We start from the raw sequence: 25,319 nt of genomic DNA on the forward strand, positions 1-25,319 counted from the left end.
TCCCGGCCGTTGCCGCTGCGACGACCCGCCCCGGGGGCGCGGCCGTCGCCGTGCGCGACGGGAGCGGCCGGGGCGTCAGGGCCGTGGACCGGGCCCAGGTGGACCGTCCGGGCGCTCCCGGCGGCGGTCGCGGCGGCGCGCACGTGCTCGAGGTCGAGGACCCGCTGCCACGGGCGTGCGGCGTCGATGCCGCGCTCGGCGAGGACCTCGCCGACGGCGTCGAGCCGCGCGCGGACCGCCGTGCTCCCGCGCTCGTGCACGCGCACCACCGCCTCGGCCACGAGACCGCACCGGTGGGTCCCGAAGCTCGCCGCCTCGCCGGTGTCCTCGGCGACGGCCAGGCCGCGCGCGAGCGGCAGCGTGAACGCGGGCACGCCGGGCCGGGTGGCCGGTCCCAGCCGCCGGTGCGCGGCCATGACCGCGGCCACGGCGCTCACCGCCGCGCCGGCAGGGACGTAGAGGACCGCGGCGTCGCGGCGGCGGTACCGGCCGGGGTGGTCGACGACCTTGAGCTGGAACGGGGTCCGCGCCACGTTCAGGCGGCCGGTCAGCTCTCGCACCAGCGTGGGCGCGGCGTCGGCCGCGACGTGCCAGTAGAAGCGCACGAGCGGCTCGTCGTCGGGGACGGGCGCATCACCGAGCGTCAACCAGAAGCCGGGCAGCGCACGCGGGAGCTCCGGGCCGAAGCGCAGGGCCAGCTCCATCCCGGGCGCGAGCGGGGCGTCGCCGCCGTCGACCCGGCGGACCTCCCCGGGGCGCGCGAGCACGCTCAGGCCGTGCCGCCGGACGGTCACGCCGCCGGGTCCGACGGCGACGCCGTGCCATCCGGGCTGCCAGCCGCCCACGCCGGTGCCGGCGGCGGAGAGCCGCCCGACGAACCACGCGTCGGCACCGTGACCGAGGCCCGCGCCGAGCTCGTCGTCGTCGTCGGGCACACCGCAGTAGAGGCGCTCGTACAGCACGAGGCGCAGCCGGTCCACGAGCCGCGCCCGCAGCGCGGGTCCGTCGAGTCGCGGCTGCCGCCGACCCCGCCGCACGACCGCCGCGCCGTCCCAGGTCACGACCCCCCGGCGGTCGACGCCGACGCGGGCGAGCGCCTCGGCGAGCTCGTCGACGGTCACGACGACCAGCCGAGGTCGAGGCCGAGCAGGTGGGTGGCGCCGTCGAGGGGCTGCGCCAGCAGGTTGAGCCCGAGCTGGACCGCCACCACGCTGTGCGACGGCAGGACCGCGGAGCGGTCGGCGCGCTCGAGGGCGGACTGCAGCAGCCGGCAGGCCGCGTAGCGCACCGCACGCAGGCGGAAGCCCGCGACGTCGTCGACCCGCCGCGCGGACAGGTAGGCGTGCCAGAGGGCGCGGGAAGACGCGTGCACGCGCGCGAGGGGCGTCGCGCCGCCGCCCGCCTCGCCAGGCGGCGCGTGCGAGGAGACGGCCAGGCCCGCGACCCAGGCGGCGAGGTGCTCGCCGAAGGCGCACCCCAGGTCCCAGGCGGGATCGCCGAGCTGCGCGAGCTCCCAGTCGACGAGGGTCACGCGGGACACGCGCCGCGCGCCCGGGGCCGGGGACAGCAGCACGTTGTCCCAGCGGACGTCGCCGTGGAGCAGCGACGTCCCGTGCCAGTCCTCCGCCACGGCGTCCAGCAGCGCACCCGCCCCGGGCGCGCCCTGGAGCACCGCCAGGACCGCCCGCGCGCCCCGGCCCGTCTGGTCCAGCGCGGCAGGGGTCGGCCGGTGGAGGCGGAGCGTCGGCGCCGGGCCCCGGTGGAGCGCGGCGTGGCCCTGCCCCGTGGTGCCGTCGTGCAGGCGCGCGAGGGCACGGCCGAGCCCGCGGGACGCGAGGACGGGGAGCCGCCCGGTGCGGTGGTGGTGCTCGCGCAGGCTCACCGCACCCGGCACGGCGTCGAGCACGAGCATCGACCGCGCCGCGTCGACGTGCCGCACGGTCGGCAGGTGGGCCGCCAGGTCCGTCCGGCCGGCGAGCAGGGCGAGGACCGCGGCCTCGGCGGCGACCGCTGCCCGCCGCTCGGCCCCGACGCCCTGCTTGACGAACACCCCTCCCTGGCCGTCCCCGATCGTCACCAGGTGGTCGAGGTGCCGACGGGACACGTCCCGGACCCGCACCCCGTCCCGCACGAGGACCTCGGCCGGTACGACGCCCGCGCCGACGAGGTGTGCGACCGTCTCCGCCGCCGTCATGGGCGCGGCCCTCATCGGCGCCGCCGTCATCAGCGCGGCCGCCGCCAGCGGCGCGGACGACGCGGTGCGCGTCGCCTCGGCCGCCGGTCGGCCCGCCGCGACGTCAGCCGGTCGGCGTCTCGGTCTCCGGCTGGTCGTCCCCGGGCTCGTCCGGGCCCTCGCCGTCGTCGTCGTCGTCACCGTCGTCATCGTCGTCATCGTCCTCGTCGTCGTCTCGGTCGTCGTCGGGCTCGCACAGGAGCGGCACGGAGATGTCCTCGCAGGACGGCGTGACGCAGAGCAGGATCGTGATGACGATCGTGGGCGTGACCATCGCGTCGACCAGCTGGTCGTCGGTCCAGCTGCCGGGCAGGTGCTCACGGATGACGTCACCCGAGAGCAGCTTCCCGACCATCTCGCGTGCCGTGCTGCCCCCCGCACCCACCGGGGCGGCCCGGCGTACCCAGACGACGCTCGCGCCCGCGGGCATGTCCTTCCCGGTCGCCTCCTGCCGCAGCACGACGTCCTTGCGCGGCAGCTCGAGCCAGGTGCGCAGAGCCGGGTCGGTGTAGAGGCGGATGGTGGCCGGGTCCGTGCTGTCGCCGAGGAACCCGGCGAACGGGACGGCGGTGGTCCGGCGCCGCGCGTCGGGCCGCAGCGCGGCCGGCAGCGGGTCGGGGGTGAGGTCGACCTCGGACGCCCTCCCCCGCCTGGGGCGGGGTCGCTCGGGTCGTCCTGGTCGGCGGTCGTCGGAGCTCATGATCGTCCTCTCGGGTCCACGTCGTGCGGTCTCGTCGTGCGGGTCACGGCAGGCCGGCGTGCCGGTGCCAGAAGTCGACGACCGCGGCGGTGGCGTCGAAGTGGGTGGCGACCGGAGGGTTGCCACGCGTGGTGGGTGTGGGCCAGTTGTGGCCCCCGTGCAGGACCGTCGCCATCGCGAAGGCCTCGACGCCCGCGAACAGCTGCACGACGACCTCGGTGAGGTTGACCGTGCCGCCGAGAAGCCGCGTCGCCGCGGGCACGTCGAGGGCGAAGCCGTTGCGGTCCGCCATCGCCTGGACGGTGAACGACGGCAACGTCGTGTCGAGCGGTGTCTCGTGGAGGCTGAACGGCGGCCGGAAGCCGACGTCGCCCGTGCCGTGCACGTACATCACCGGGACGGGCACCGCCGGCGCACCGCCGAGCCCACGGCTGTAGCGCCGGACCTTCTCCGGGTCGAGGGCCTTCCCGACGGCGGCGAAGCCGCGGAACCGCGCGACGAGCGCGCTGTGCGCCAGCTGCCAGACCATCCCGCCGCCGTTGGAGAAGCCCGCGGCGTACACGTGGTCGGGGTCGCCGGTCACGGTCGGGACGGTGGCCGACGACGTGCTGAACGACGCCGTCGTGAGCTCGTCGAGCAGCGCCGCGACGAACGCCAGGTCGTGCGTCGGCGTGGCGGTGTCACCCGCCGTGACGTGCATCCACGCGTCGCCGAGGCCCGGGTCCGCCTCGGGGAAGACGAGCAGGTAGCTCGCCAGCCCGGGCGGCACGGGCGCGGGCGGGTCGACGCCCCAGCGCCGGGCGATCGTCGTGGCGTCCTGACCGCCGCCGTGGAAGACGACGACGACGGGGACGCGCTCGGCCGGCGGGTCGTCGGGCACGTGCACGTGGTAGGTGCGCGAGGTCTGCCCGCCGAGCGTCTGACCGGTCAGCAGTCCCATGGTGGTCCTCCCCCCGACCGACGGTGGCGCCGGTCACCACGTCACCGTGCCGTGGTGGGACAGGGGTGCCCCAGAGCATCCGGTGCTCATCTCGGGGCGTGCGGGTACCTAGGTAGACCCGACGTGAGCCTGCCGTCGTCAGCCTGCCGCCGTCAGGTGGGGAGGTCGACCACCACGTGCGGGCTGAGCGCGCGCAGGAAGGCCGCCGCGTCGAAGGCAGCGCCGGCCGACACGACACCCGTGGCGCGGACACGTCCGTCGAGGACCCGCTGCACGGCCTCGACGGCGAGCGGTGCGGTCACCGCGTAGATGTCCTGACCGCTCGCGGTGGCGCGTCGCTCGACGCCGTCCGCGGTGACCACGACGTCGACGACGAAGGTCTGGTCCGACCGGCCGCGCGCGTCGGCCGCCTCGGGAGCGGGCGTGTCCGGGTCCGCCAGGTCGCGTGCGGCCTCGGCCGACATCGACGTGCGGACGTCGCCCACCCGGATGTGGCTCGGGACGGTCACGACGTCGGCCATGGTGAAGCCGGCGACCATCGTCCGGCGCCCCCATGGTTCGGGGAAGTCCCACTCGACCGCGGACGGAGGGTCGTCGTGGTACTCCAGCGCGCCGCCCGCGAACCGGACGCGGCGGCCGCCCCGGCGGTCGTGCGACACCCGGCCGGCCGCGCGAGTGCCCTCCGTCGGCCGCCAGCTGCTCAGGCCGTACGCCACGTGGACGTCGTCGGCGACGGTCCGGCCGCCGAGAGCCGCCGTCGCGAGCAGGTCGCCGAGTCCGCCGAAGAACGCCATCGCGGGCACCACCGGCACGCCGACGGCGCGGGCGTCGTCGCCGTGGTCGGCGAACATCGCCAGGTTTGCCTCGATCTCGGCGGCGACGTCGACGTAGGGGACGCCTGCACGCAGCGCCGCGCCGACCACGGGGCCGGCGGTGATGGCGAAGGGGCCGGCGCAGTTCACCACGGCGGCCGCGCCGGCCAGAGCGCGGTCGAGCGAGGCGGCGTCGTCGACGGTGGCCGGGCGCACCGTCACGCCCTCGCGCCCTTCGGCGAGCGCCTCGAGCCGTGCGGGATCGCGGCCGGCGGCGACGACCGGCAGGCCCCGGTCGAGCAGCTCGGCGACGACGAACCGCCCCGTGTGGCCGGTGGCCCCGTAGACGACGACTGGTCCGGACGTCATGGTTCTCCGTCTCTCCTCGACCTCTGACCGAGCTCTGCTCGAGCTCTCCTCTGACGCTGCGAGCCCTACGCGCCCTGCTGCCGACGCACCATCTCGGTGATCCAGACCGGTGCGTACGGGGACGTGCAGTGGGGCGGCGTCGGGTAGTCCTCGAGCACCCTCAGCCGCTCACCGATCTCGAGCGCGCGAGCGCGGTGGGCAGCGTGCGTGATGCCGACCTGGGCGAGGCACGTGTTCATCGCCCACTGGAGGCGATCGGGTGCGTCCTTCATCTCCGCCTCGACGACGTCGAGGAGCCCGCCGAGGTCGAGGCCCTCGGGGTCCTTCACCACGCGGTCGGACGTGAGCGCCCAGCCGGCGCTCGCGACGACCGGGTCGGGGTCGGCGGTCCAGGCGACCCGCAGCTCCTCCGCGTGCGGGCTCTTCTTCACGACGTACCCGACGAGCCAGTCGTGCACCTTCGGCGCCCTCGCCTCGCGCAGCATCGCGTCGAGGTCGTCGCGCGTGAACGCCTTCGGCCGGCAGACGAGGAGGGCGACGAGCCGCGCGGCGGTGTCGCCCGTGGCCCAGAGCTCGCGAGCGAGCTCGTGCTGGGTGCGCAGGCGCTTGGCGATCTCCCGCAGCCTGGTGAGGTTCGCGCCGTGGTCGTCACCGTGACGCTCGTTGACCGCACGCGCCCTCGGGTCCTCGAGCGCTGCCAGCTCGGCGAGCACCTCGGCCACCGTCGTGCTCGTCGTCGTGCTCGTCGTCGTGCGTGCCACGTCGCTCCCCCGTCCGCTCGCGTGGGCGCCAGCCTAGGACCCGGTCGGGTGCCCGAGCGCCGCCAGCGCCATCTCCTCGAGCAGCGGCGCGACGCGCCGGCGCGGCAGCGACCGGACGCTGTGCGGCGTCGAGTTGAGCAGCCCGAACGTCGCCTGGGCGCGCAGGCGCAGCTCGGCCGGGTCGGCGTCGGGCGCGAGGCGCGCGAGCACGCCGACCCACAGCTCGACGTACGCGCGCTGGAGCGCCCGCACCGCGCGTCGGTCGTCGACGGCCAGCGCGTCGAGGTCACGGTCCTGCACGCGGATGACGTCCGGGTCGCCGAGCGCGAAGTCGACGTGGAAGCGCACGAGGCCGCGCAGGGCAGCCACGTCGTCCGGGGCGTCGGCCACCACGGCCGCGCCCCCGTCGCGCAGGCTCTCGCTCACGCCCACCAGGAGCGCCGCGAGGACGCCCTGCTTGCTCGGGAAGTGCCGGTAGACGGCGGGGCCGCTGACCCCGGCGGCCGCACCGAGGTCCTCGATCGAGACCCCGTCGAACCCGCGCGCGGCGAACAGGCGCGCGGCCTCGGCCAGCAGCGACGCGCGGCGGTCCGCCTTCGCCCGGCCGCGCTGGGTCGCGGCGACCTCGGGCGCCTGCGTGGGCTTCGCCATCGGACCCTCCCGGCACGTCGGCGTGGACAACTCGGTGAACGAACACTAACGTCAATTGGGTTAGCAATCGTTAACTCGCGCTCACGGGACGGTCGATGGAGACCCTGCTCAGCACGGCGGACCCCGCCGCGCCGTCGTTCACCGCGAACGACGCGGCCCAGCGCGCCCTCGCGGCCGAGCTGCGCGAGCGGCTCGCGGCCGCCGCGCTCGGCGGACCGGAGACGTCACGCGAGCGCCACGTCGCGCGCGGCAAGCTGCTGCCCCGCGAACGCGTCGAGGTGCTGCTCGACGAGGGGAGCCCCTTCCTCGAGGTGGCTCCACTCGCGGCGTACGACGTGTACGACGGGGACGCACCGGGCGCCGGCGTCGTCGCGGGCATCGGGCTGGTGCACGGTCGGCACGTCATGGTGCTGTGCAACGACGCGACGGTGAAGGGGGGCACCTACTACCCGCTCACGGTCAAGAAGCACCTGCGGGCGCAGGAGATCGCGCTCGAGAACCGGCTCCCCTGCATCTACCTGGTCGACTCGGGCGGCGCGTTCCTGCCCAAGCAGGACGAGGTGTTCCCGGACCGCGAGCACTTCGGCCGGATCTTCTTCAACCAGGCCCGCATGTCGGCCGAGGGGATCCCGCAGGTCGCATGCGTCATGGGCTCGTGCACCGCGGGCGGCGCGTACGTCCCGGCGATGAGCGACGAGACCGTGATCGTGCGCGACCAGGGGACGATCTTCCTCGGCGGCCCGCCGCTCGTCCGGGCCGCGACGGGCGAGGTCGTCACGGCCGAGGACCTCGGCGGTGGCGACCTGCACGCGCGCACGTCCGGCGTCACCGACCACCTCGCCGACGACGACGCGCACGCCCTCCGCATCGTCCGCGACATCGTGTCGAGCCTGCCGCCCCCGGCGGCGCCGGCGTGGGACGTCGCCGAGAGCCGCGAGCCCCTGCTGCCGGCCGAGGAGCTCTACGGCGTCGTCCCGGCGGACGTGCAGTCGCCCTACGACGTGCGCGAGGTGATCGCCCGCGTCGTCGACGGCGGCGAGCTGCACGAGTTCAAGCGCGAGTACGGCCCGACGCTCGTGACCGGCTTCGCGCGGCTGCACGGGCACCCGGTGGGCGTCGTGGCCAACAACGGGGTGCTGTTCTCGGAGTCCGCGCTCAAGGGCGCCCACTTCGTCGAGCTGTGCGACCAGCGCGGCATCCCGCTCGTCTTCCTCCAGAACATCTCGGGGTTCATGGTCGGTCGGGACTACGAGGCCGGGGGCATCGCGAAGCACGGCGCCAAGATGGTCACCGCGGTCGCGACGGCGCGCGTGCCCAAGCTCACCGTCGTCATCGGCGGCTCGTTCGGCGCCGGCAACTACTCGATGTGCGGCCGGGCCTACTCGCCGCGGTTCCTGTGGATGTGGCCCGCGAGCCGGATCTCCGTGATGGGCGGGCCGCAGGCGGCCGCGGTCCTCGCGACCATCCGCCGCGAGCAGCTCGAGGCCCGCGGCGCGGAGTGGTCCGCCGACGACGAGGCCGCGTTCCGCGAGCCCGTCCGCGAGCAGTACGAGCGCCAGGGCAGCCCGTACTTCTCGACGGCGCGGCTGTGGGACGACGGGATCATCGACCCCGCCGACACGCGGCGCGTGCTGGGTCTCGCGCTCGACGTGTGCGCGCGCGCACCGCTCCCCGACCGGGCCGCGGCCCTCTACCGGATGTGAGCGGGGTGTTCTCGACCGTCCTCGTGGCCAACCGCGGCGAGATCGCCTGCCGGGTGATCCGCACGCTGCGCGCGCTCGGCGTGCGTTCGGTCGCCGTGTGGACCGACGACGATCGCGGGGCGCGGCACGTCCTCGAGGCCGACGACGCGGTGCGGCTGCCCGGCGCCGGCTCGCGCGGCTACCTCGACGTCGACGCCGTCGTCGCGGCGGCCGTGGCGGCCGGTGCCGAGGCGGTGCACCCCGGGTACGGGTTCCTCTCGGAGAGCCCCGACCTGGCACGCGCGTGCGCCGCCGCGGGCGTCGTGTTCGTCGGGCCGCGGCCCGAGGCGCTCGAGCTCATGGGCGACAAGATCCGTGCCAAGGCGCACGTCGCCCGCGCGGGCGTCCCGGTCGTGCCGGGTACCGACGAGCCCGGGCTCACCGACGACGAGCTCGTGGCCGCGGCGGGCCGGGTCGGGTTCCCCGTCCTGGTCAAGCCGTCCGCGGGCGGCGGCGGGCAGGGCATGCAGGTGGTCGAGCGGCCGGACGAGCTGCCCGCCGCGCTGCGCACCGCCCGTCGCGTCGCGTCCGCGGGCTTCGGCGACGACGCCCTGCTGCTCGAGCGCTACCTGCGCGCGCCGCGTCACATCGAGGTGCAGGTCCTCGCGGACACCCACGGCGCGGTGATCCACCTCGGCGAGCGCGAGTGCTCGCTCCAGCGCCGGCACCAGAAGGTGGTCGAGGAGGCGCCGTCGCCCCTGGTCGACGACGCGATGCGGGAGCGCATCGGCGCGCTCGCGTGCGACGTCGCCCGGAGCGTCGGCTACGTCGGCGTGGGCACCGTCGAGCTGCTCGTGCCGGGCGACGCTCCCGACGACGCCTTCTTCATCGAGATGAACACGCGGCTCCAGGTCGAGCACCCGGTGACCGAGCTGGTCACCGGGCTCGACCTCGTCGAGCTGCAGCTGCGCGTCGCCGCAGGCGAGCCGCTGCCCCTCGCGCAGGACGACGTCGTGCTTCGGGGCCACGCCGTCGAGGCGCGGGTCTACGCCGAGGACCCCGCGCGCGGCTTCCTGCCGACGACGGGGACGGTCCTGGGCCTCGAGGAGCCGACGGGCGAGGGCGTCCGCGTCGACGGCGCGCTGCTCCCCGGGCTCGTCGTCGGGCCCGCGTTCGACCCGATGCTCGCCAAGGTCGTGGCCTGGGGGCACGACCGGGGGGAGGCCCTCACGCGGCTGGACGCGGCCCTCGCCGGGATGACGGTGCTCGGCGTCCGGACGAACGTCGGCTTCCTGCGGGACGTGCTCGCGGACCCGGACGTCCGTGCCGGCCGGCTCGAGACCGGGCTGCTCGCGCGCGTCGAGCGACGACCCGGCGGGTCGGCGACCGGCGAGCCGGCGCTCGTCGCCGCCGCGCTCCTCGCCGTCGCGGACCGGCACGGGCCGGCAGGCGGGCGTTCGGGCGAGGCCGGCGACGACCGTGCGGGGAGGGCCTGGCGGCGCGACGGCTGGCGCCTCGGCGGTCCGGCACCGGCACGCCTCGACGTCACGGCCGACGGGCCCGACGCCGACGTCGTCGAGGTCACCGTCCTGGGAGGCGCGGACGACGCGACCGTCACGGTCGGCGGCGGCGGGCCCCGGCGTGCGCGCCTCACCCGCCTCGGCGACCTCGCCGTCGCGCTCGAGCTGGACGACCGCCGCCACCGCGTCCCCGTCGCGGTCGACGGCGCCACGACGTGGGTCGGCACCGACCGCGGCGCCGTCGCGCTCACCGTGACGGGCGCGGCCGCCCGCGCCGCCCGGCGCCTCGTCCCCCGCACCCGGGCCGGCGCCGCCGCCCGCCCCGAGGTCCGCTCCCCGATGCCCGGCACGGTGGTCGCCGTCGACGTCGCGACCGGGGACCACGTCACCGCGGGCCAGACGCTCCTCACGGTCGAGGCGATGAAGATGGAGCACCGGCTCCTCGCGACGACCGACGGCACCGTCACCCTCACCGTCCGACCGGCGGACCGGGTGACCCTCGACCAGGTGGTGGCGACCATCAGCGCGCCACCCGCCGATCCGGCACGCCCCCACGAAGGGATCCCCGCATGAGCCACGAGCTGACCACCGAGCAGCAGCGCCTCGTCGACGAGGTGCGCGAGTTCGCCGACGCCGTCGTCGCGCCCGCCGCGTACGAGTACGACACCCGGCGCGAGCTGCCGTACGACATCATCCGCACGATGGGCGAGATGGGCCTCTTCGGTCTGCCCTTCCCGCAGGAGTACGGCGGTCAGGGCAAGGACTACTTCTCCCTGTGCCTCGCGGTCGAGCAGCTCGCGCGGGCCGACCAGTCGATCGCCGTCACGCTCGAGGCCGGCGTCGGGCTCGGGGTGATGCCGATCTTCCGGCGCGGCACCGAGGAGCAGAAGCGCGAGTGGCTGCCGGCGCTCGTGCGCGGCGAGGCGCTCGCGGGCTTCGGGCTCACCGAGGCCGAGGCCGGCTCGGACGCCGGCGGCACCCGGACGACCGCGCGCCTCGAGGACGGCGAGTGGGTGATCGACGGCTCGAAGCAGTTCATCACCAACTCGGGCACGCAGATCACGAGCCTCGTGACCGTCACGGCGGTGACGGGCGAGGAGACCATGCCCGACGGCTCGGTGCGCAAGGAGCTCAGCGCGATCCTCGTGCCCAGCGGGACGCCGGGGTTCGTCGTCGGGCCGTCGTACGACAAGGTCGGGTGGCACACGTCCGACACCCACCCGCTCACGTTCACCGACGTCCGCGTGCCCGAGACGAACCTGCTGGGCGAGCGGGGCCGGGGGTTCGCCAACTTCATCCAGTCGCTCGACGAGGGCCGCGTCGCCTTCGCGGCGCTCTGCACGGGCGCCGCCCAGGGGTGCCTCGAGGAGGCCGTGCGGTACGCCGGCAAGCGCGAGGTGTTCGGCCGGCCGATCGGCCAGAACCAGCACATCGCGTTCACGATCGCGCGGATGCAGGCCCGCGTGCACACCGCACGGCTGGCCTACTACGACGCCGCGCACCGCATCGTCGCCGGCAAGCGGTTCAAGCTCGAGGCGAGCATCGCGAAGATGGTCGGCAGCGAGGCGGCCATGGCGAACGCACGCGACGCGGCGCAGATCTGGGGCGGCTACGGCTTCCTCAACGAGAACCCCGTCGCGCGGCACTACCGCGACGCGAAGATCCTCGAGATCGGCGAGGGCACCACGGAGGTCCAGCTCATGATCATCGCGCGCGAGCTCGGCTTCGCGGGTGCGGCATGAGGGCGGCTCGCGCATGAGGGCGGCTCGCGCAATGAGGGCGGCTCGCGCAACGAGGAAGGGCCAGCCATGAGGGACGTCGAGCAGCGCGGCCTCTACTACGAGGAGCTCGAGCCGGACACGCGCTACCTGCACCGGCCGGGGCGCACCCTGACCGAGGCCGACAACGTCCTGTTCACGACGCTCACGATGAACACGCAGGGCCTGCACCTCGACGCCGCGTGGGCGGCCGGCCAGCCGTTCGGGCAGCGCCTGGTCAACTCGATGATGACCCTCGCGGTCCTCGTCGGGAGCTCGGTCGCGCAGCTGACCCAGGGGACGATCGTCGCGAACCTCGGTCTCACCGACGTCGCCTTCCCCCACCCGCTGTTCCACGGCGACACGCTCTACGCCGAGACGGTCGTGACGGACAAGCGGCTCTCGCGGTCCCGCCCCGGTCAGGGCGTCGTGACGCTCGCGCACACCGGGCGCAACCAGGACGGCACCGTGGTCGCGACCGCGACCCGCTCGGTGCTCGTCTGGTGCCAGGAGGCCCACCGGTGACCTTCACGATGGGCCCGGCGCTCCTCTTCTGCCCGGCCGACCGCCCCGACCGCTACGCGAAGGCGGCCGACCGCGCCGACGCCGTGATCCTCGACCTCGAGGACGCCGTCGCGCCCGACGCCAAGGCGTCCGCACGCGAGGCGCTCGTCCGCAGCGACCTCGACCCGGCGCACACCGTCGTGCGCCTCAACGCCGCCGGCACGGCGGACCACGAGGCCGACCTCGACGCTCTCGGGCGGACGTCGTACCGCACCGTGATGCTCGCCAAGACGGCCGACGCGGACCAGGTCCGTGGGCTACGGGGGCTCGACGTCGTCGCCCTCGTCGAGACCGCGACCGGCCTGCTGCACGTGGCCGAGATCGCCGCGGCGCCCGACGTCGTCGCGCTCATGTGGGGTGCGGAGGACCTCGTCGCCTCCCTCGGCGGCACCGCGAGCCGCCGGCCCGACGGCGTGTACCGCGACGTCGCGCGGTACGCCCGCTCGGCGACGCTCGTCGCGGCGCGCGCCCACGGCAAGGTCGCGGTCGACGCCGTCCACGTCGCGATCGAGGACCACGAGGGTCTCGCCGCGGAGGTGGCGGACGCGGTCGCGTCGGGGTTCGGCGCGACGGCGTGCATCCACCCCGGCCAGGTGCCCGTCGTGCGGGCGGGCTACCGGCCCAGCCCCGACGACGTCGCCCGCGCGCGCGACCTGCTCGAGGTCGCGGCGCACGAGGCGGGCGCCTTCCGCTTCCGCGGGCAGCTCGTCGACGGTCCCCTCGTCGAGCACGCACGAACGCTCGTCCGCCGCGCGGAGAGCACGGGCACCTAGGGACGAAGGTCATCCGGCCCGGCGGATGCCTTGCGTCCGACGGCCCCCGGCCGATGGGTCCGGCGGGGCACGCCGGAGCACGTCCGGGCCCCGAAGGGGGCACACCGTGAAGGACTCGACCGCAGGGACCATCCACGCGAAGGGCGCCGGGCGGCGCAGGGCCGGACGCCTCGCGACCGCGCTCACCGCGGCGGTCGCCGTCGTCGCCGCGACGCTCACGGGAACGGGCCCGGCCACCGCGCCGGCGACGGCGTCGACGGTCGCGGTCGTGACCGGCACATCGACCGGCACAGCATCGACCGGCACAGCATCGACCGGCACAGCATCGACGGTCACAGGATCGACCGGCACAGCATCGACCGGCACAGCGTGCGCGCCTCGCGAGGTGGGCTGCTTCCCCGGGATGACCTTCGGCATCGCGTCCGAGGGCCTGCCCACGAGCACCGGCGCCATGACCGCGCTCGAGGCCGCGCTCGGTCACGAGGCGGGCGTCGCCCTGAGCTTCACGTCCTTCCGGTTCCCGTTCAGCACCGCGGCGCTGCGCGCGATCGCGGCGGACGGCGTCATGCCGATGATCACGTGGGAGCCGTTCGACGCGACGGCACCCACCGAGGACCGCTACCCCCTGCGCGAGATCGCGGCCGGGCTGCACGACGACTACCTCCGCGCGCAGGCGGCGGCGCTGCGCGAGATCGCGGCGCCCGTCGCCCTGCGGTTCGCGCACGAGATGAACGGCGACTGGTACCCGTGGGGTCACGGAGTGAACGGCAACACCCCGGCCGACTACGTCGCGGCGTACCGGCACGTGCACGACCTCGTCGAGGCCGAGGGCGTCCGCGACGTCACGTGGGTGTGGTCCCCCGCCTCGATCGACACGCTCACGGCCCCGGACCTCGCGCCCTACTACCCGGGTGACGACTACGTCGACTGGGCAGGTTTGAGCGCGTACTACGACAGCACGAGCGACACGTGGGCCAACACCCTCGCGCCCACGGTTCGCCAGCTCGACGCCGTCGCGCCGACCAAGCCGATCTACCTCGCCGAGACGGGGGTGCTCCCCGGCGCCGCGCGGCCGGCGCTCATCCACGAGCTCCTGACCTCGCTGCTCCGGACGCCGCGCGCGATCGGCTTCACGTGGTTCGACGTCCGCTCGCGCTTCGACTGGCGGATCGGCCAGGACGCCGCCGCGCTCTCGGCCGTGCGTGCCGCCCTCTCCTCGGGCTGGTACCCCGCCGGCCCCACGACCGTGCCGGCCCCGCTCGTCCAGGTGGCACCCGCGGTCGCGGGGGTCCCCCTCGTCGGGTCGACCCTCACCGCGACCGCAGGGCAGTGGCGCGGCGCCGACGCCACGACCGGGCGCTGGCTCGTGTGCGACGCGGCCACGGCCTCGTCGTGCACGCCCGCGGGCGGGACCGGTGCCGACCTGGTGCTCGACGCCGCGACGCACGGCCGCACGCTGCGCTACGAGGTGACCGCGACCGGCACGGGCGGCACGACGACCCACGTCTCGGAGCCCACCACCGCCGTCGTCGTCGTGCCGACCCGGCCCGACCGACCCGTCGTGGAGTCCAGGTCCGGCGGGGCGCGCGTCGTGCTGCCCGCGCCGACGCTCGGCACCACGCACTGGCGGCTCGTCGTCGACGGACGCCCCTACGAGCTGGTGCCGGTCGGCCGGGCCGACTACTGGCTGACCGGCCTGACCAACGGCACGAGCCACACGCTGGCCCTGACCGCGGTCGCGGTCTCGGGCAGCACCGTGCTCGAGTCCCCCGCGACATCCGGCACGTTCACACCGATGACCCAGCCGTACCAGCCGTACGTGTCGGTCACCGGACCCACCGCGACGCTCAACCTGCCGAAGGCACCCGCGGGTGCCGAGACCTGGCTGCTCACGGTCGACGGCGTCACGCGCACGCTGCCCGCGACGACGACGACCACGTCGGTCCAGGTCCCGCTCGGGTCGCCCACGGCGTGGAGCCTCGTGGCGGCCGCCGGGCGCTGGGACGGGCAGGCCCCCGGCAGCACCACGCCCGCGAGCACGGGCTCCTTCTCGGCGCTCGAGGCGCCGGACGCCCCCGTCGTCACGTCCGGCCGCGGGTCCATCACCCTCACGTTCCCCACGGCGCCGGCCGGCGCGACCGCGTGGCGCGTGTCCGTGGGCGCCACGACCTACCCCGACGTGCCCGTCGGCACCGCTGCGGGGCTGACGGCGACCGGCCTCTACCCCGGGTACCCGTGGACCTGGACGCTGCGCGCTGTCAACTCGACGTCGCGGTCGCTCGCTGTGACAGGGAAGGCCGCGGCCTCCTGACGGCGCGGTCACCGTCGCCCGCACGCCGCCATGTCCCGCCGCAGTGCCGCCGCACGCATTCCGGCGTGCAATCAGCGCATTCCCTGCAGAAAGGGACAACTCGCGCGGCGGGACGAAGAACGCGTCCCACATCGTGGGCGGTGTGACTCAGTTGACACATGGGATGACTAATCAGTCATAAATGGCGCTGACCTGGGCACTTGCCAATGTGGCCATTCCCATGTCCTCGTGGTGGGGCCGCATGACGTTACGCGGATTTCACCCGGCAATGACTCTCGGTTCACCCGGTCGGCCCTAGGTTTGGGCCCACCGGACGGCCCGGGGCGATCGCCCCTGCCCTTCCCCGGGGGACGACGTGGTCCTTGCTCCGAAGGTCCGCACCACCCGGGAAGGTGGCAGATGTCAGTCGACTCTCGCCCTGGCCCAGACGCCCCGACTACCTCCGCACCACAGCAGCAGCTGCGCACGGCTCCCGCCGTCGAGACGACCACCGCGTGGCTGCCCAACCCGCCCACCGACGTCGAGAAGTACTGGTACATGGGCCGGCAGCACCGCTGGCTCCTGCTCGTCCAGTCGCTCTCGTTCGCGCTGATCGGCGTGAGCGTGCTCCGGTTCAGCCTCTCGGACACGCGGCTGCTGTGGTTCCTCGCGCCGTTCTCGCTCTACGCCGTCGCGCTCGTCGTGAGCCTGTGCTCGAGCACGCGGTCCAAGCGGGTCGACCGCATCGACCACGAGATGCGCGTGCTCGAGTACGCCCCCGGCCGGTACCCGACCGTCGACGTGTTCCTCCCCTCCGCGGGTGAGGCGCTCGACGTGCTCGCCAACACGTACCGGCACGTCAAGGCCCTGCAGTGGCCCGCGGCCATCACCGTGTGGGTCCTCGACGACTCCGCCCGCGACTCCGTGCGCGACCTCGCCGAGGCCCACGGCTTCGAGTACCGGACCCGGCCCGACCGCGGCCGCCTGAAGAAGGCCGGCAACCTGCGGTTCGGCTACGAGCAGTCCGAGGGCGACCTCATCGCGATCTTCGACGCGGACTTCGTGCCCCGGCCGGACTACCTCCACGAGCTCGTGCCGTACTTCGAGCAGGAGGACGTCGGCATCGTGCAGTCGCCGCAGTTCTTCGACACGCACAAGGGCATGAACTGGCTGCAGCGCTGCGCCGGTGCGACGCAGGAGCTCTTCTACCGCTGGATCCAGCCGGCGCGTGACCGCTCGAACGCCGCGATCTGCGTCGGCACGTGCGCGATCTACCGCCGCAAGGCGCTCGACGCCGCGGGCGGCTTCGCGCAGATCGGCCACAGCGAGGACGTCCACACGGGCGTGAACCTCATGAAGGCCGGCTACGGGCTGCGCTACGTCCCGATCCTCGTATCCAAGGGCCTGTGCCCCGACGAGGTGCTCCCGTTCCTCAACCAGCAGTACCGCTGGTGCACGGGTTCCATGAGCCTTCTCGCGGACTCCACGTTCCACGAGAACCCGCACATCTCGGCGCGTCAGCGCCTCGCGTTCTGGGCCGGGTTCCTCTACTACATCACCACGGCGCTCAACGTCTTCACGACGGCGATGCCCGCGCTCGCGATGCTGTGGCTCCTGCCGCAGTTCGTGCTGCCGACCAACTCGCTCTACCTCGTCGGCGCGGTGCTGATGTGGCTGCTCGTGCTCCCCGTGATGTTCAAGTCGCGCTGGCGCGTCGACGTCCTGCGCGTCCAGGCCCTCTACTCGTTCGCCCACGCCGTGGCGATCTTCCACGTGCTCACCGGCCGCACCCGCGAGTGGGTCGCGACGGGCACCGCGAACAAGACGGCGCCGCAGAGCCGCACGACGCCGCTCGGCGTCACGGTGCTGCGCACCGCGAAGGTGTGGATCGCCGTCACGCAGACGTTCATCTGGCTCGGCCTCGCCCGCGGCCTCGTCGAGTTCGGCATCGGCCGCTTCTGGGCGATGATCCTGCTCGCCGGGCTCTCGTCGTTCGTGCTCGTGCCGATCCTGTTCCAGCAGACGAACGCGGAGCCGGTCACGGTCGCCGTCGCGAACAAGGTCCGCGAGGTCGTCGTGGGCTGGGGCGGCTCGCTCGCCTCGCTGCGCGGCCGCATCGCGGCGTCGCGTCCCTCGGGTGGCGCGCCGCGCCCCCAGCCCGAGGCCGGGCTGCGCCGCTGGCGTCCCGACATCCAGGGGCTGCGCGCGATCGCCGTCCTGCTCGTCGTGCTGTACCACGCGAACGTCCCCGGCATCACCGGCGGCTACGTCGGCGTGGACGTGTTCTTCGTGATCTCCGGCTTCCTCATCACCGGTGGCCTGCTCCGCCAGCTCGAGAAGAACGGGAAGATCAGCTTCCGGAAGTTCTACGCGGGTCGGTTCCAGCGCCTCGCGGTGCCGGCCGCCGTCGTGCTCGTCGTGACGGTCGTCGCGGTCCGCGTCTGGGACTCGCTGTTCCAGGTCCGCGCCGTGACCACGGACGCGCTCTTCGCCGCGTTCTACACGATCAACTACCGGTTCGCGTCGCAGGGCGTGAACTACCAGCAGGCGTCCGGGCCGGAGAGCCCCCTGCAGCACTACTGGTCGCTCGCCGTCGAGGAGCAGTTCTACCTCGTGTGGCCGCTGCTGCTCATGGCGTGCGCGTGGATCTTCCGCCGCCGCTACAAGAAGGCCGTCGTCGTCACGATCGCGGTCGTGAGCGTCGCGTCCCTGTGGGCCGCGCTCGAGATGACGTCCACGAACCAGCCCATGGCGTACTTCTCGCTGCACACGCGGGCCTGGGAGCTCGGCATCGGCGGCCTGCTGGCCGCGGGTGCCACCTACCTCGCGAAGATGCCGCCGCGGTTCGCGGCCGTGCTGTCGTGGGCGGGTGTCGCGGGCATCCTCGTGAGCGGTCTGGCCTACACCGACGACACGGTCTTCCCGGGCACGGCGGCGCTGCTGCCCGTGCTCGCCACGGCCGCCGTCATCGCGGCCGGGTGCCGTCCCTCGCGGAACAGCGCCGAGCTGGTGCTCGGCCTGCGGCCGATGCAGGGCCTGGGCAAGGTCTCCTACGCCTGGTACCTGTGGCACTGGCCGATGCTGATCCTCTTCCCCATGATCCTGGGCTTCAAGCTCTCCTGGGTCGTGCAGCTCGAGGTCGCAGCGCTCAGCCTCTGGGTCGCCGTGATGATGTACCACCTCGTCGAGAGCCCTGCTCTGCGCTCGCGCCTCAAGAAGGTGCTGTGGCTCCCCATCGGGTTCTCGCTCGCGGCGGTCTCGGCCACGACGGCGTTCGCCGTCGCGACCACGGTCCCGAACCTCGTCGGCACCGGTCAGGCGGTCGAGATCGCGGCCGCGGACACCGGCGCGATCATGCAGGAGGTCGCTCGCGGCACCCTGACCCAGGAGGCGCCGAGCAACCTGACGCCCGCGCTCGACTCGATCAACGGCGACCAGCCGGTGAGCTCGCTCGACGGGTGCCACGCCGACTTCCTCCAGGTCGACCAGGGCGACTGCGTCTACGGCGACCCGGACGGCGAGGACACGATGGTCCTGGTCGGCGACTCGCACGCGCAGCAGTGGCTGCCGGCGCTCGACGCCCAGGCGAAGGAGCAGGGCTGGAAGCTCGTCTCCTGGACCAAGGCGGCCTGCCCGGTCGCCGACGTCGAGGTGACGGCGCCCCAGCTGGGCAACCGGACCTACACCGAGTGCCTCGACTGGCGGGAGAGCACCCTCGCCAAGATCGCGGAGCTCCAGCCGGACATCGTCGTGGTGTCGCAGAGCGACAGCGTCCCGGGCAACCAGGTCACGAACGTCGAGTGGGCCGACGCCACGGCGCGGACCCTGTCCCAGATCCGGTCGAACGGCACGCCGGTCGCCTACGTCCTGGACACGCCCGTGCCCGCGGGCAATGCGCCCGACTGCGTGGCGAACAACCTGGCGAAGGTCGAGCCGTGCATGAACATGCGCGAGGACGCCTACAGCTTCCCGGGCCGCCACGAGCAGGTCGCCAACACGCTCGAGGTCATCGACGTGTCGACGGTCGAGCCGATCGACTGGTTCTGCACCGACCGCAAGTGCCCGGTCGTCGTGGGCAACATGCTCGTCTACCGCGACGCCTCGCACGTCTCCACCCCTTACAGCGCGTACCTCGCGCCGGCGGTCACCCCGCTGTTCATCTCGAAGGAAGGACAGGCCTGATGCGCATCTCGGTGATCGGCTGCGGGTACCTCGGTGCCGTGCACGCCGCCTGCATGGCGAAGCTGGGGCACGACGTCGTCGGCGTGGACGTCGACGCGGACAAGGTCGCGCTCCTCTCGAGCGGCCGTGCGCCGTTCTTCGAGCCCGGCCTGCCGGAGCTCCTCGAGGAGACGATGGCGACGGGTCGGCTGCGGTTCACGACGGACCTCGCCGAGGTCGCCGGCGCCCAGGTGCACTTCGTGTGCGTCGGGACGCCGCAGAAGCAGCGCGAGTACGCGGCGGACATGCGGTTCGTCGACGCCGCGGTGGAGGGGGTCCTCCCCCACCTCGCGCCGGGCGACGTCCTCGTCGGCAAGTCGACCGTGCCGGTCGGCACGGCCGAGCGGATCGCGGAGCGGCTCGCCGAGGTCCAGCCCGAGGCGAGCCTCGTCTGGAACCCCGAGTTCCTGCGCGAGGGCTTCGCGGTTCAGGACACGCTGCACCCCGACCGGCTGGTCTACGGGATCCCCGAGGGCCCGGACGGTCCGCACGCCCAGGCCGTCCTGGACGAGGTCTACGCGACCCCGCTCGCCGACGGCACGCCCCAGGTCGTGACCGACTTCGCCACGGCGCAGCTGGTCAAGGTCGCGGCGAACTCGTTCCTCGCGACCAAGATCTCGTTCATCAACGCGATGGCCGAGCTGTGCGAGGCGACGGGTGCCGACGTGACGCAGCTCGCGGACGCGATCGGCCACGACGCGCGGATCGGGCGGCGGTTCCTCAACGCCGGTCTGGGCTTCGGCGGCGGGTGCCTGCCCAAGGACATCCGCGCGTTCATGGCCCGCGCCGGTGAGCTCGGCGCGGACCAGGCGCTGTCGTTCCTGCGCGAGGTGGACGCCATCAACATGCGCCGCCGCGTGCGCATGGTGGACCTGGCGCGCGAGGTCTGCGACGGGTCGATCGTCGGCCGCAAGGTCGCCGTGCTCGGCGCCGCGTTCAAGCCGAACAGCGACGACGTGCGGGACTCCCCCGCGCTGAGCGTCGCCGCGCAGATGGCGCTGCAGGGTGCGAGCGTCGTCGTCACCGACCCCGAGGCCGTGGCCAACGCCGAGCGCGCGTGGCCGTCGCTCACCTTCGCGGCGACGCCGCAGGAGGCCGCCGCGGGCGCCGACGTCGTCGTGCTCGCGACCGAGTGGGCGGAGTACCGCGACCTCGACCCGCACGCCTTCGGCGAGGTCGTCGCGGGCAAGCGGATCGTCGACGGACGCAACGTGCTCGACCCGGGCAAGTGGCGTTCGGCCGGCTGGGTCTACCGCGCGCTCGGCCGCCCGTGATCGACCCGCGCTGACCGACCGCCGGTGACCGACGGGTCGGCCCGACCGGCCGACCGCACACCCACGCGCCCCCCACCGGACCTCACGGTCCGGTGGGAGGCGCGTCGTCGTCCGTTCACCCGTCCGGGGCACGATCGGCGTCGGCGGTTGCCCGAATTGTCCGGTTGGTCGAGCATGGGCACCCAGCCGACGTCGTCCGACGGCGGCTCCCGCGCGGAAGGAACGACCGTGCCCCGTGCCGCCTCCCCTGCCGGTCCCCCGCTCGGCCAGCACGACATCGCCGCCGACCGCGACCGGATGCGCCGCCGCCGGTTCTACCGGTTCGCCGCCGTCGTGCTCCTCGTCGAGGCGTACCTCATCGCGATGCCTCTCATGGGCCGGTCCCAGCTGCCCGCGTTCCCGGCCGTCGACCCCCTGATCCTGGTCCCGGTGCTGTTCTTCGCCGCGCTCCTGGTGCTGCTCGTCGGCGGCCAGGCCATGAACAGCCGCTCACCGCACCTCACCTACCGGCCCGAGCAGGTCGACGTCCGGCTCGACGACGTCATCGGTATCGACCCGATCACCGAGGACGTGCGGCGCTCGATCGACCTCTTCCAGACCCACCGCCGGTTCGCCGACCAGATGGGCGGGACGGCGCGTCGCGGCCTGCTGTTCGAGGGCCTCCCCGGCACGGGCAAGACGATGACCGCGAAGGCCATGGCGGCCGAGGCCGGCGTCCCGTTCCTGTTCGTCTCGGCGACGTCGTTCCAGTCGATGTACTACGGCGCGACCGCCCGCAAGATCCGCGCGTACTTCGGCGCGCTGCGCAAGGCCGCCCGGGCCGAGGGCGGCGCGATCGGGTTCATCGAGGAGATCGACGCCATCGCGCTGCGCCGGGGTGGCCTTCTGAGCGCTGGCGCCGACCTCGGGCACCGGTCGGCCTCGGCCGACGGCGCGCCGCGCGGCGTGGTGCGCAACGCGGTCATCAGCGAGGGCACCGGCGGCGTGGTCAACGAGCTGCTCGTGCAGATGCAGTCGTTCGACGAGCCCACGGGCGGTCAGAAGCTGCTCAACCGGCTCATCGCCCAAATCAACCTCCTGCTCCCCGCGGACCGCCAGCTGCGGCAGATCAAGCCGGTGCGCGCGCCGATCCTGCTCATCGCCGCCACCAACCGCGCGGACTCGCTGGACCCGGCGCTGCTGCGGCCCGGCCGGTTCGACCGGAAGCTCACGTTCTCGCCGCCGGACGCCCGCGGGCGCCGCGCGCTCGTCGACCACTTCCTCACCCGCCGCTCGCACGCACCCGACCTCGACGTGCCCGCCACGCGCGACCGCATCGCGGCGGCGACCAACGGCTGGACGCCCGTGATGATCGAGCACCTCCTGGACGAGGCGCTGGTCAACGCGCTGCGTCGGGGCGCCGCCGGCATGTCCTTCGAGGACGTCGAGCAGGCGCGCATCACGGAGATGGTCGGCATCGGCCACCCCGTCGGCTACACGGAGCGGGAGCAGCGGCTCATCGCGACCCACGAGGCGGGCCACGCCGTCGTCGCCTGGCTCGTGGCGCCCAACCGCGCGCTCGAGGTGCTGACGATCGTCAAGCGCGGCGACTCCCTCGGGCTGCTCGCGCACGGCGACGTCGAGGAGGTGTGGACCCGCTCCGCGCAGGACCTGCGGGCGCTCGTCGACATCGCGATGGGCGGCCTCGTGGCCGAGGAGCTCTTCTTCGGCATGACGTCGACCGGCCCGGCGAGCGACCTGGCGACCGCGACGCGGACGGCCGCGCAGATGGTCGGCGCGGCGGGCATGACGGGATCGCTCGTCTCGTTCGCCGCGACCGGGCAGGACCTCGTGAGCGCGGTGCTGGGCGACCGCGCGGCGCGCGAGCAGCTCGAGGCCGTGCTCGACGAGGGGCGGGACCGTGTGCGGTGGCTGCTCTCGCAGAACCGGCACCTCGTCGAGGCCCTCCGCGACGCGCTGCTCGAGCGGCACGAGCTCGTCGGGGACCAGATCACCGAGGTGCTCGAGGCGGCGCGCGACGCGCACGGGGCGGACCTCGTCACCGCGGTGTCGTCCGGTGCGACGTCCGTGCCCGCTACCACCCGGGGGGTCACGGCCGGCGGCACCCCGGCCGCGCCCGACGGCGCGGGCGGGCGGCGCTCGGTCGCCTGAGGCGACCGGTCACCTGAGGTGACCGGTCACCGCGCGACACGGCGGGCGACGTCGAACCGCAACCCGCTGTCGCCCTCGCCGTGCCCCGGCCCGACGCGGTGCGCGAGCCACAGGTGGTACCGCCCGTCGGCGCCGCGCGCGAGCTGCCACGCCAGCCGGGTGGACAGGCCCGACCTGCCGACCTCCTCCTCGGCCACGCGCATGGGCTCACGCGCCGTGAGGAACCGGCCCCGAGGTGCCGGCGTGCGGCGCGTGCCGTCGGCCTGCACCCGGGTCACGGTGCGGAGCTCGAGGTCGACGACGCCGGGCGGCGCCCCGGTCGGCCGCACCGGGACGAGTGGGAACCACGGGTCGGGCACGTCGGTGCTCAGGCGGTAGACGAGGGCGGCGTCGGCGACGTCGCCGGCGATCCGCTGGGCCGTGCCCGCAGGTCGGTACCCCGTGGGCTCGGGCCGGTGCTCGAGGCGCCCGCCCAGCGAGGACTCCGTGACGCGCTCGACCGCCCAGACGACGTTCGCCATCTCGTCCCGGAACCAGGTGACCTCCTCGAGCGCGTCGCCCTCCTGCGAGCCGACCGTCGCGGGCGCCAGGTAGAGCAGGCCCGACGCGCGCGCCGCGGCGCCCGGCCGCAGCGTGAGGTCGAACATCCCCCAGCGCGCCGCGCCGTCGACGGAGGCCGGCCGGACGTCGGTGGGCACGCCGAACGTGTCGAGGACCCGCACCTGCCGGACGGCCGCCACCACACCCACCGGCAGGCTCACCGGCACGACCCACCAGTCGTTCCCGTAGGTGAGCGCGAACTCGTCGAGCAGCAGGTGGGCGACGTCCGTGCGACCGACCGACTCGGTGCCGAAGCGCACCGAGCCGTCCTCGATCTCCCAGAACCGCTCGGCCGGCATGCCCGGGTACGCGGCGCGCGTGGGCAGCGTGTGCCGGACCACCTCGCGGACGGGCGGCAGGGTCGCGGGCGCACCGAGCCTGACCTGCGTGTCCGCGTCGAACGCGTACCAGTCGAGGTGCCCGCCCCGGTACTCCTCGGCGCGCAGCACGACGTCGCCGTCGGACAGGTGCGCCTGCACCGCGAAGCCGTACTCGAGCCGGTACGGGTCCCACGCGTCGCCCGCGGGCGCCGCGACGAACCCGGCCCACCACCGCAGGTAGGCCTCCCCGGCGCTCCGGACGTCGCCCTGCCGGTCAACGGGCACGGCGGGCGTGTCGGGGAGCGCGGTGAGGCCACCCGCCGCGTCCGCCAGCGCTGAGAACGCGTCCGCGAGTCTGCGTCCGTCCGGAACGCGGTCCCCGACGGACGACCGCCACAGCGCGCTCGACGGGTCGGGCGTCGTCGGACGGTCGGCCGTGACGCGGAACGCACCGACGAACGCGTCGCGCTGGTCGTCGGCGCCGTGCTCCGTGAGGAGCCGGAGGAAGTGCTGGCCGGCCTCGACCCGGAGCCACTCGTCCGAGGCGCCGCCCGCCACCTCACGTCGCTCCACGAGCGGCTCGAGCGGAGCCGACGGGTCGACGACGTCGACGCTGCGCTCGTGCGCGTCGGAGCCCGGCGTGCCCGCGTGGAAACGCGTGACCGGCGCGACCTCGACGCGCGTCACGCAGTCGACGGGCGACCCGGCGTCCTCGCCGGCGAGCTCCCCGAGCTGCCACTGCCGCGCGAGCAGCCACAGCGGGTCGGCGAGCTCCGCGCGGAGTGCCGCAGCGAGGTCTGCGGAGCGGGGCAGCGGCTCGAGCCGGGTCCAGCTCGTGATCGAGCTCATGGGTCCACCACCTCCGGGTCCGAGGACGGGACGAGCGTGGCCTGGAGCACCGCCGTGCGGACGACGGCCGAGATGTCGAGCGACGGCACCGCGCGCTCGAGGTCGAACGCGAGGTAGAGCGCGGGCATGAACCGCCCGATCGCGAGGACGTCGTCGAGGTCGACGGTGCGCGCCCGCGTCAGGTCGACGGCCTCGAGGACCGTGTCCACCAGGGCCTCGGTCGACCAGGTCGCCGCCTGCTGGTCGGGCGGCACGGCCAGCAGGACGCTCTGCGGGGCGCGGGCACCGGGCGCGTCGAAGTGGAACGCGACGCCCGTGGTCTCGGTCCGCGGGGACAGGTGCTCGTGCCACTGGTCGACGACAAGCGCCGCGACGCGGGTGGGCACCGGGTCGCTCGCGCCGTCGGACCGGAGCAGCACGAGAGAGGTCCCCGCGGGTCGTGCCGGGGCGCCGTCGGCGAACCGTAGGCCGACCCAGGGCTCACCCGGTCGGTACGGGAGCTGGGCCACGGCGAGCTGGGTCGCCCCGACGCCCGTCCTGCGACGCTCGGCCTCGCACAGCACGGACCACAGCCGTCCTGCCGCCGGACGCACCCTGCTGTGCGCGAGGAGCCACTCCGCCGGCGCGAGCCGCGCGCCGTCGAGCAGTGCGCCGTCGGTGGTGGACGCCGTGAGCTCGGCGGCCAGGGCGGTCGGGAGCTCGACCACCGGGACGACCGGGAAGTCGCCGCCGAGCACCGCCCGGATGCGGGCGGTGTGCCAGGCGGCGACCGCCTCGGCCCAGGGCTCGGCGGGGTCACCGTCGGTCCCGGTGCGCGGGCCGGGCGCGGCGAGCGCGTGCAGGGCGGCCCGC

18 protein-coding genes are annotated in these 25,319 nt (G+C 74.4%); 9 read left to right on the forward strand and 9 right to left on the reverse strand.

Going from position 1 to position 25,319, the window contains the following annotated elements; all coding sequences use genetic code 11:
- The 7 genes from ICW40_RS21540 to ICW40_RS10340 all read right to left on the reverse strand — a co-directional run.
- The coding region (locus ICW40_RS21540; RefSeq protein WP_221653739.1) for a T3SS effector HopA1 family protein at positions 1–1,121 on the reverse strand (1,121 nt) is incomplete at its 3' end.
- On the reverse strand, positions 1,118–2,209 hold the full coding sequence (locus tag ICW40_RS10315) for a phosphotransferase (protein ID WP_221653740.1): 1,092 nt from the start codon (positions 2,207–2,209) through the stop codon (positions 1,118–1,120). The genes ICW40_RS21540 and ICW40_RS10315, both read right to left, overlap by 4 nt.
- 88 nt (positions 2,210–2,297) lie before the next feature.
- Positions 2,298–2,933 (reverse strand): hypothetical protein, encoded by a 636-nt coding sequence (locus ICW40_RS10320; RefSeq protein WP_221653741.1) that lies wholly within the window; start codon positions 2,931–2,933, stop codon positions 2,298–2,300.
- 43 nt (positions 2,934–2,976) lie between these two features.
- Positions 2,977–3,873: an alpha/beta hydrolase family esterase gene (locus ICW40_RS10325; RefSeq protein WP_221653742.1), complete on the reverse strand. Its 897-nt coding sequence runs from the start codon at positions 3,871–3,873 to the stop codon at positions 2,977–2,979.
- Between the two features lie 152 nt (positions 3,874–4,025).
- On the reverse strand, positions 4,026–5,054 hold the full coding sequence (locus ICW40_RS10330) for a saccharopine dehydrogenase family protein (protein ID WP_221653743.1): 1,029 nt from the start codon (positions 5,052–5,054) through the stop codon (positions 4,026–4,028).
- A 65-nt stretch (positions 5,055–5,119) separates the two neighbouring features.
- Complete coding sequence (locus ICW40_RS10335; RefSeq protein WP_221653744.1) at positions 5,120–5,815, reverse strand: DNA alkylation repair protein; 696 nt, start codon at positions 5,813–5,815, stop codon at positions 5,120–5,122.
- Positions 5,816–5,848: 33 nt separating this feature from the next.
- Positions 5,849–6,466 (reverse strand): SACE_7040 family transcriptional regulator, encoded by a 618-nt coding sequence (locus ICW40_RS10340; protein ID WP_221653745.1) that lies wholly within the window; start codon positions 6,464–6,466, stop codon positions 5,849–5,851.
- A gap of 95 nt (positions 6,467–6,561) precedes the next feature.
- On the opposite strand from ICW40_RS10340, the gene ICW40_RS10345 reads away from it, so the two are divergent.
- From ICW40_RS10345 to ICW40_RS10385, 9 genes are all read left to right on the forward strand, one after another.
- Entirely contained in the window at positions 6,562–8,169 is a 1,608-nt protein-coding gene (locus tag ICW40_RS10345) for a carboxyl transferase domain-containing protein (RefSeq protein WP_221653746.1), read from the forward strand.
- A 5-nt stretch (positions 8,170–8,174) separates the two neighbouring features.
- A complete protein-coding gene (locus ICW40_RS10350) occupies positions 8,175–10,241 on the forward strand; it encodes an acetyl/propionyl/methylcrotonyl-CoA carboxylase subunit alpha (RefSeq protein WP_221653747.1) in 2,067 nt (688 codons plus the stop codon).
- Positions 10,238–11,410: an acyl-CoA dehydrogenase family protein gene (locus ICW40_RS10355; RefSeq protein WP_221653748.1), complete on the forward strand. Its 1,173-nt coding sequence runs from the start codon at positions 10,238–10,240 to the stop codon at positions 11,408–11,410. The genes ICW40_RS10350 and ICW40_RS10355 overlap by 4 nt, the downstream gene beginning before the upstream one ends.
- A 66-nt stretch (positions 11,411–11,476) precedes the next feature.
- Positions 11,477–11,950 (forward strand): MaoC family dehydratase, encoded by a 474-nt coding sequence (locus ICW40_RS10360; protein ID WP_221653749.1) that lies wholly within the window; start codon positions 11,477–11,479, stop codon positions 11,948–11,950.
- An 8-nt stretch (positions 11,951–11,958) separates the two neighbouring features.
- The gene (locus ICW40_RS10365; RefSeq protein ID WP_221653756.1) at positions 11,959–12,762 is read left to right on the forward strand and encodes an HpcH/HpaI aldolase/citrate lyase family protein; all 804 of its coding nucleotides are present in this window, start codon (positions 11,959–11,961) and stop codon (positions 12,760–12,762) included.
- Positions 12,763–12,868: 106 nt separating this feature from the next.
- The gene (locus ICW40_RS10370; RefSeq protein ID WP_221653750.1) at positions 12,869–15,073 is read left to right on the forward strand and encodes a glycosyl hydrolase; all 2,205 of its coding nucleotides are present in this window, start codon (positions 12,869–12,871) and stop codon (positions 15,071–15,073) included.
- A 399-nt stretch (positions 15,074–15,472) separates the two neighbouring features.
- Positions 15,473–19,234 carry an SGNH hydrolase domain-containing protein gene (locus tag ICW40_RS10375; RefSeq protein ID WP_221653751.1) on the forward strand — a complete coding sequence of 1,254 codons (3,762 nt, stop codon included), beginning with the start codon at positions 15,473–15,475 and terminating at the stop codon, positions 19,232–19,234.
- Complete coding sequence (locus ICW40_RS10380; RefSeq protein ID WP_221653752.1) at positions 19,234–20,547, forward strand: UDP-glucose dehydrogenase family protein; 1,314 nt, start codon at positions 19,234–19,236, stop codon at positions 20,545–20,547. Before ICW40_RS10375 ends, ICW40_RS10380 begins: the two co-directional genes overlap by 1 nt.
- A 228-nt stretch (positions 20,548–20,775) precedes the next feature.
- Complete coding sequence (locus tag ICW40_RS10385; protein WP_308121735.1) at positions 20,776–22,698, forward strand: AAA family ATPase; 1,923 nt, start codon at positions 20,776–20,778, stop codon at positions 22,696–22,698.
- A gap of 26 nt (positions 22,699–22,724) precedes the next feature.
- On the opposite strand, the gene ICW40_RS10390 is transcribed toward ICW40_RS10385, so the two are convergent.
- Positions 22,725–24,467 carry a hypothetical protein gene (locus tag ICW40_RS10390; protein ID WP_221653754.1) on the reverse strand — a complete coding sequence of 581 codons (1,743 nt, stop codon included), beginning with the start codon at positions 24,465–24,467 and terminating at the stop codon, positions 22,725–22,727.
- Positions 24,464–25,319: hypothetical protein (locus tag ICW40_RS10395; RefSeq protein WP_221653755.1), on the reverse strand; the 856-nt coding region annotated here is incomplete at its 5' end. The genes ICW40_RS10390 and ICW40_RS10395, both read right to left, overlap by 4 nt.

It is taken from the genome of Actinotalea ferrariae (assembly GCF_019733465.1).
GTDB classification, from domain to species: domain Bacteria; phylum Actinomycetota; class Actinomycetes; order Actinomycetales; family Cellulomonadaceae; genus Actinotalea; species Actinotalea ferrariae_A.

Coding starts and splice junctions, on each gene's coding strand:
- ICW40_RS10355 (WP_221653748.1), top strand. CDS start 10,238: ATGAGCCACGAGCTGACCACCGAGCAGCAGCGCCTCGTCGACGAGGTG.
- ICW40_RS10315 (WP_221653740.1), bottom strand. CDS start 2,209: ATGAGGGCCGCGCCCATGACGGCGGCGGAGACGGTCGCACACCTCGTC.
- ICW40_RS10340 (WP_221653745.1), bottom strand. CDS start 6,466: ATGGCGAAGCCCACGCAGGCGCCCGAGGTCGCCGCGACCCAGCGCGGC.
- ICW40_RS10380 (WP_221653752.1), top strand. CDS start 19,234: ATGCGCATCTCGGTGATCGGCTGCGGGTACCTCGGTGCCGTGCACGCC.
- ICW40_RS10365 (WP_221653756.1), top strand. CDS start 11,959: ATGGGCCCGGCGCTCCTCTTCTGCCCGGCCGACCGCCCCGACCGCTAC.
- ICW40_RS10375 (WP_221653751.1), top strand. CDS start 15,473: ATGTCAGTCGACTCTCGCCCTGGCCCAGACGCCCCGACTACCTCCGCA.
- ICW40_RS10330 (WP_221653743.1), bottom strand. CDS start 5,054: ATGACGTCCGGACCAGTCGTCGTCTACGGGGCCACCGGCCACACGGGG.
- ICW40_RS10325 (WP_221653742.1), bottom strand. CDS start 3,873: ATGGGACTGCTGACCGGTCAGACGCTCGGCGGGCAGACCTCGCGCACC.
- ICW40_RS10390 (WP_221653754.1), bottom strand. CDS start 24,467: ATGAGCTCGATCACGAGCTGGACCCGGCTCGAGCCGCTGCCCCGCTCC.
- ICW40_RS10320 (WP_221653741.1), bottom strand. CDS start 2,933: ATGAGCTCCGACGACCGCCGACCAGGACGACCCGAGCGACCCCGCCCC.
- ICW40_RS10345 (WP_221653746.1), top strand. CDS start 6,562: ATGGAGACCCTGCTCAGCACGGCGGACCCCGCCGCGCCGTCGTTCACC.
- ICW40_RS10360 (WP_221653749.1), top strand. CDS start 11,477: ATGAGGGACGTCGAGCAGCGCGGCCTCTACTACGAGGAGCTCGAGCCG.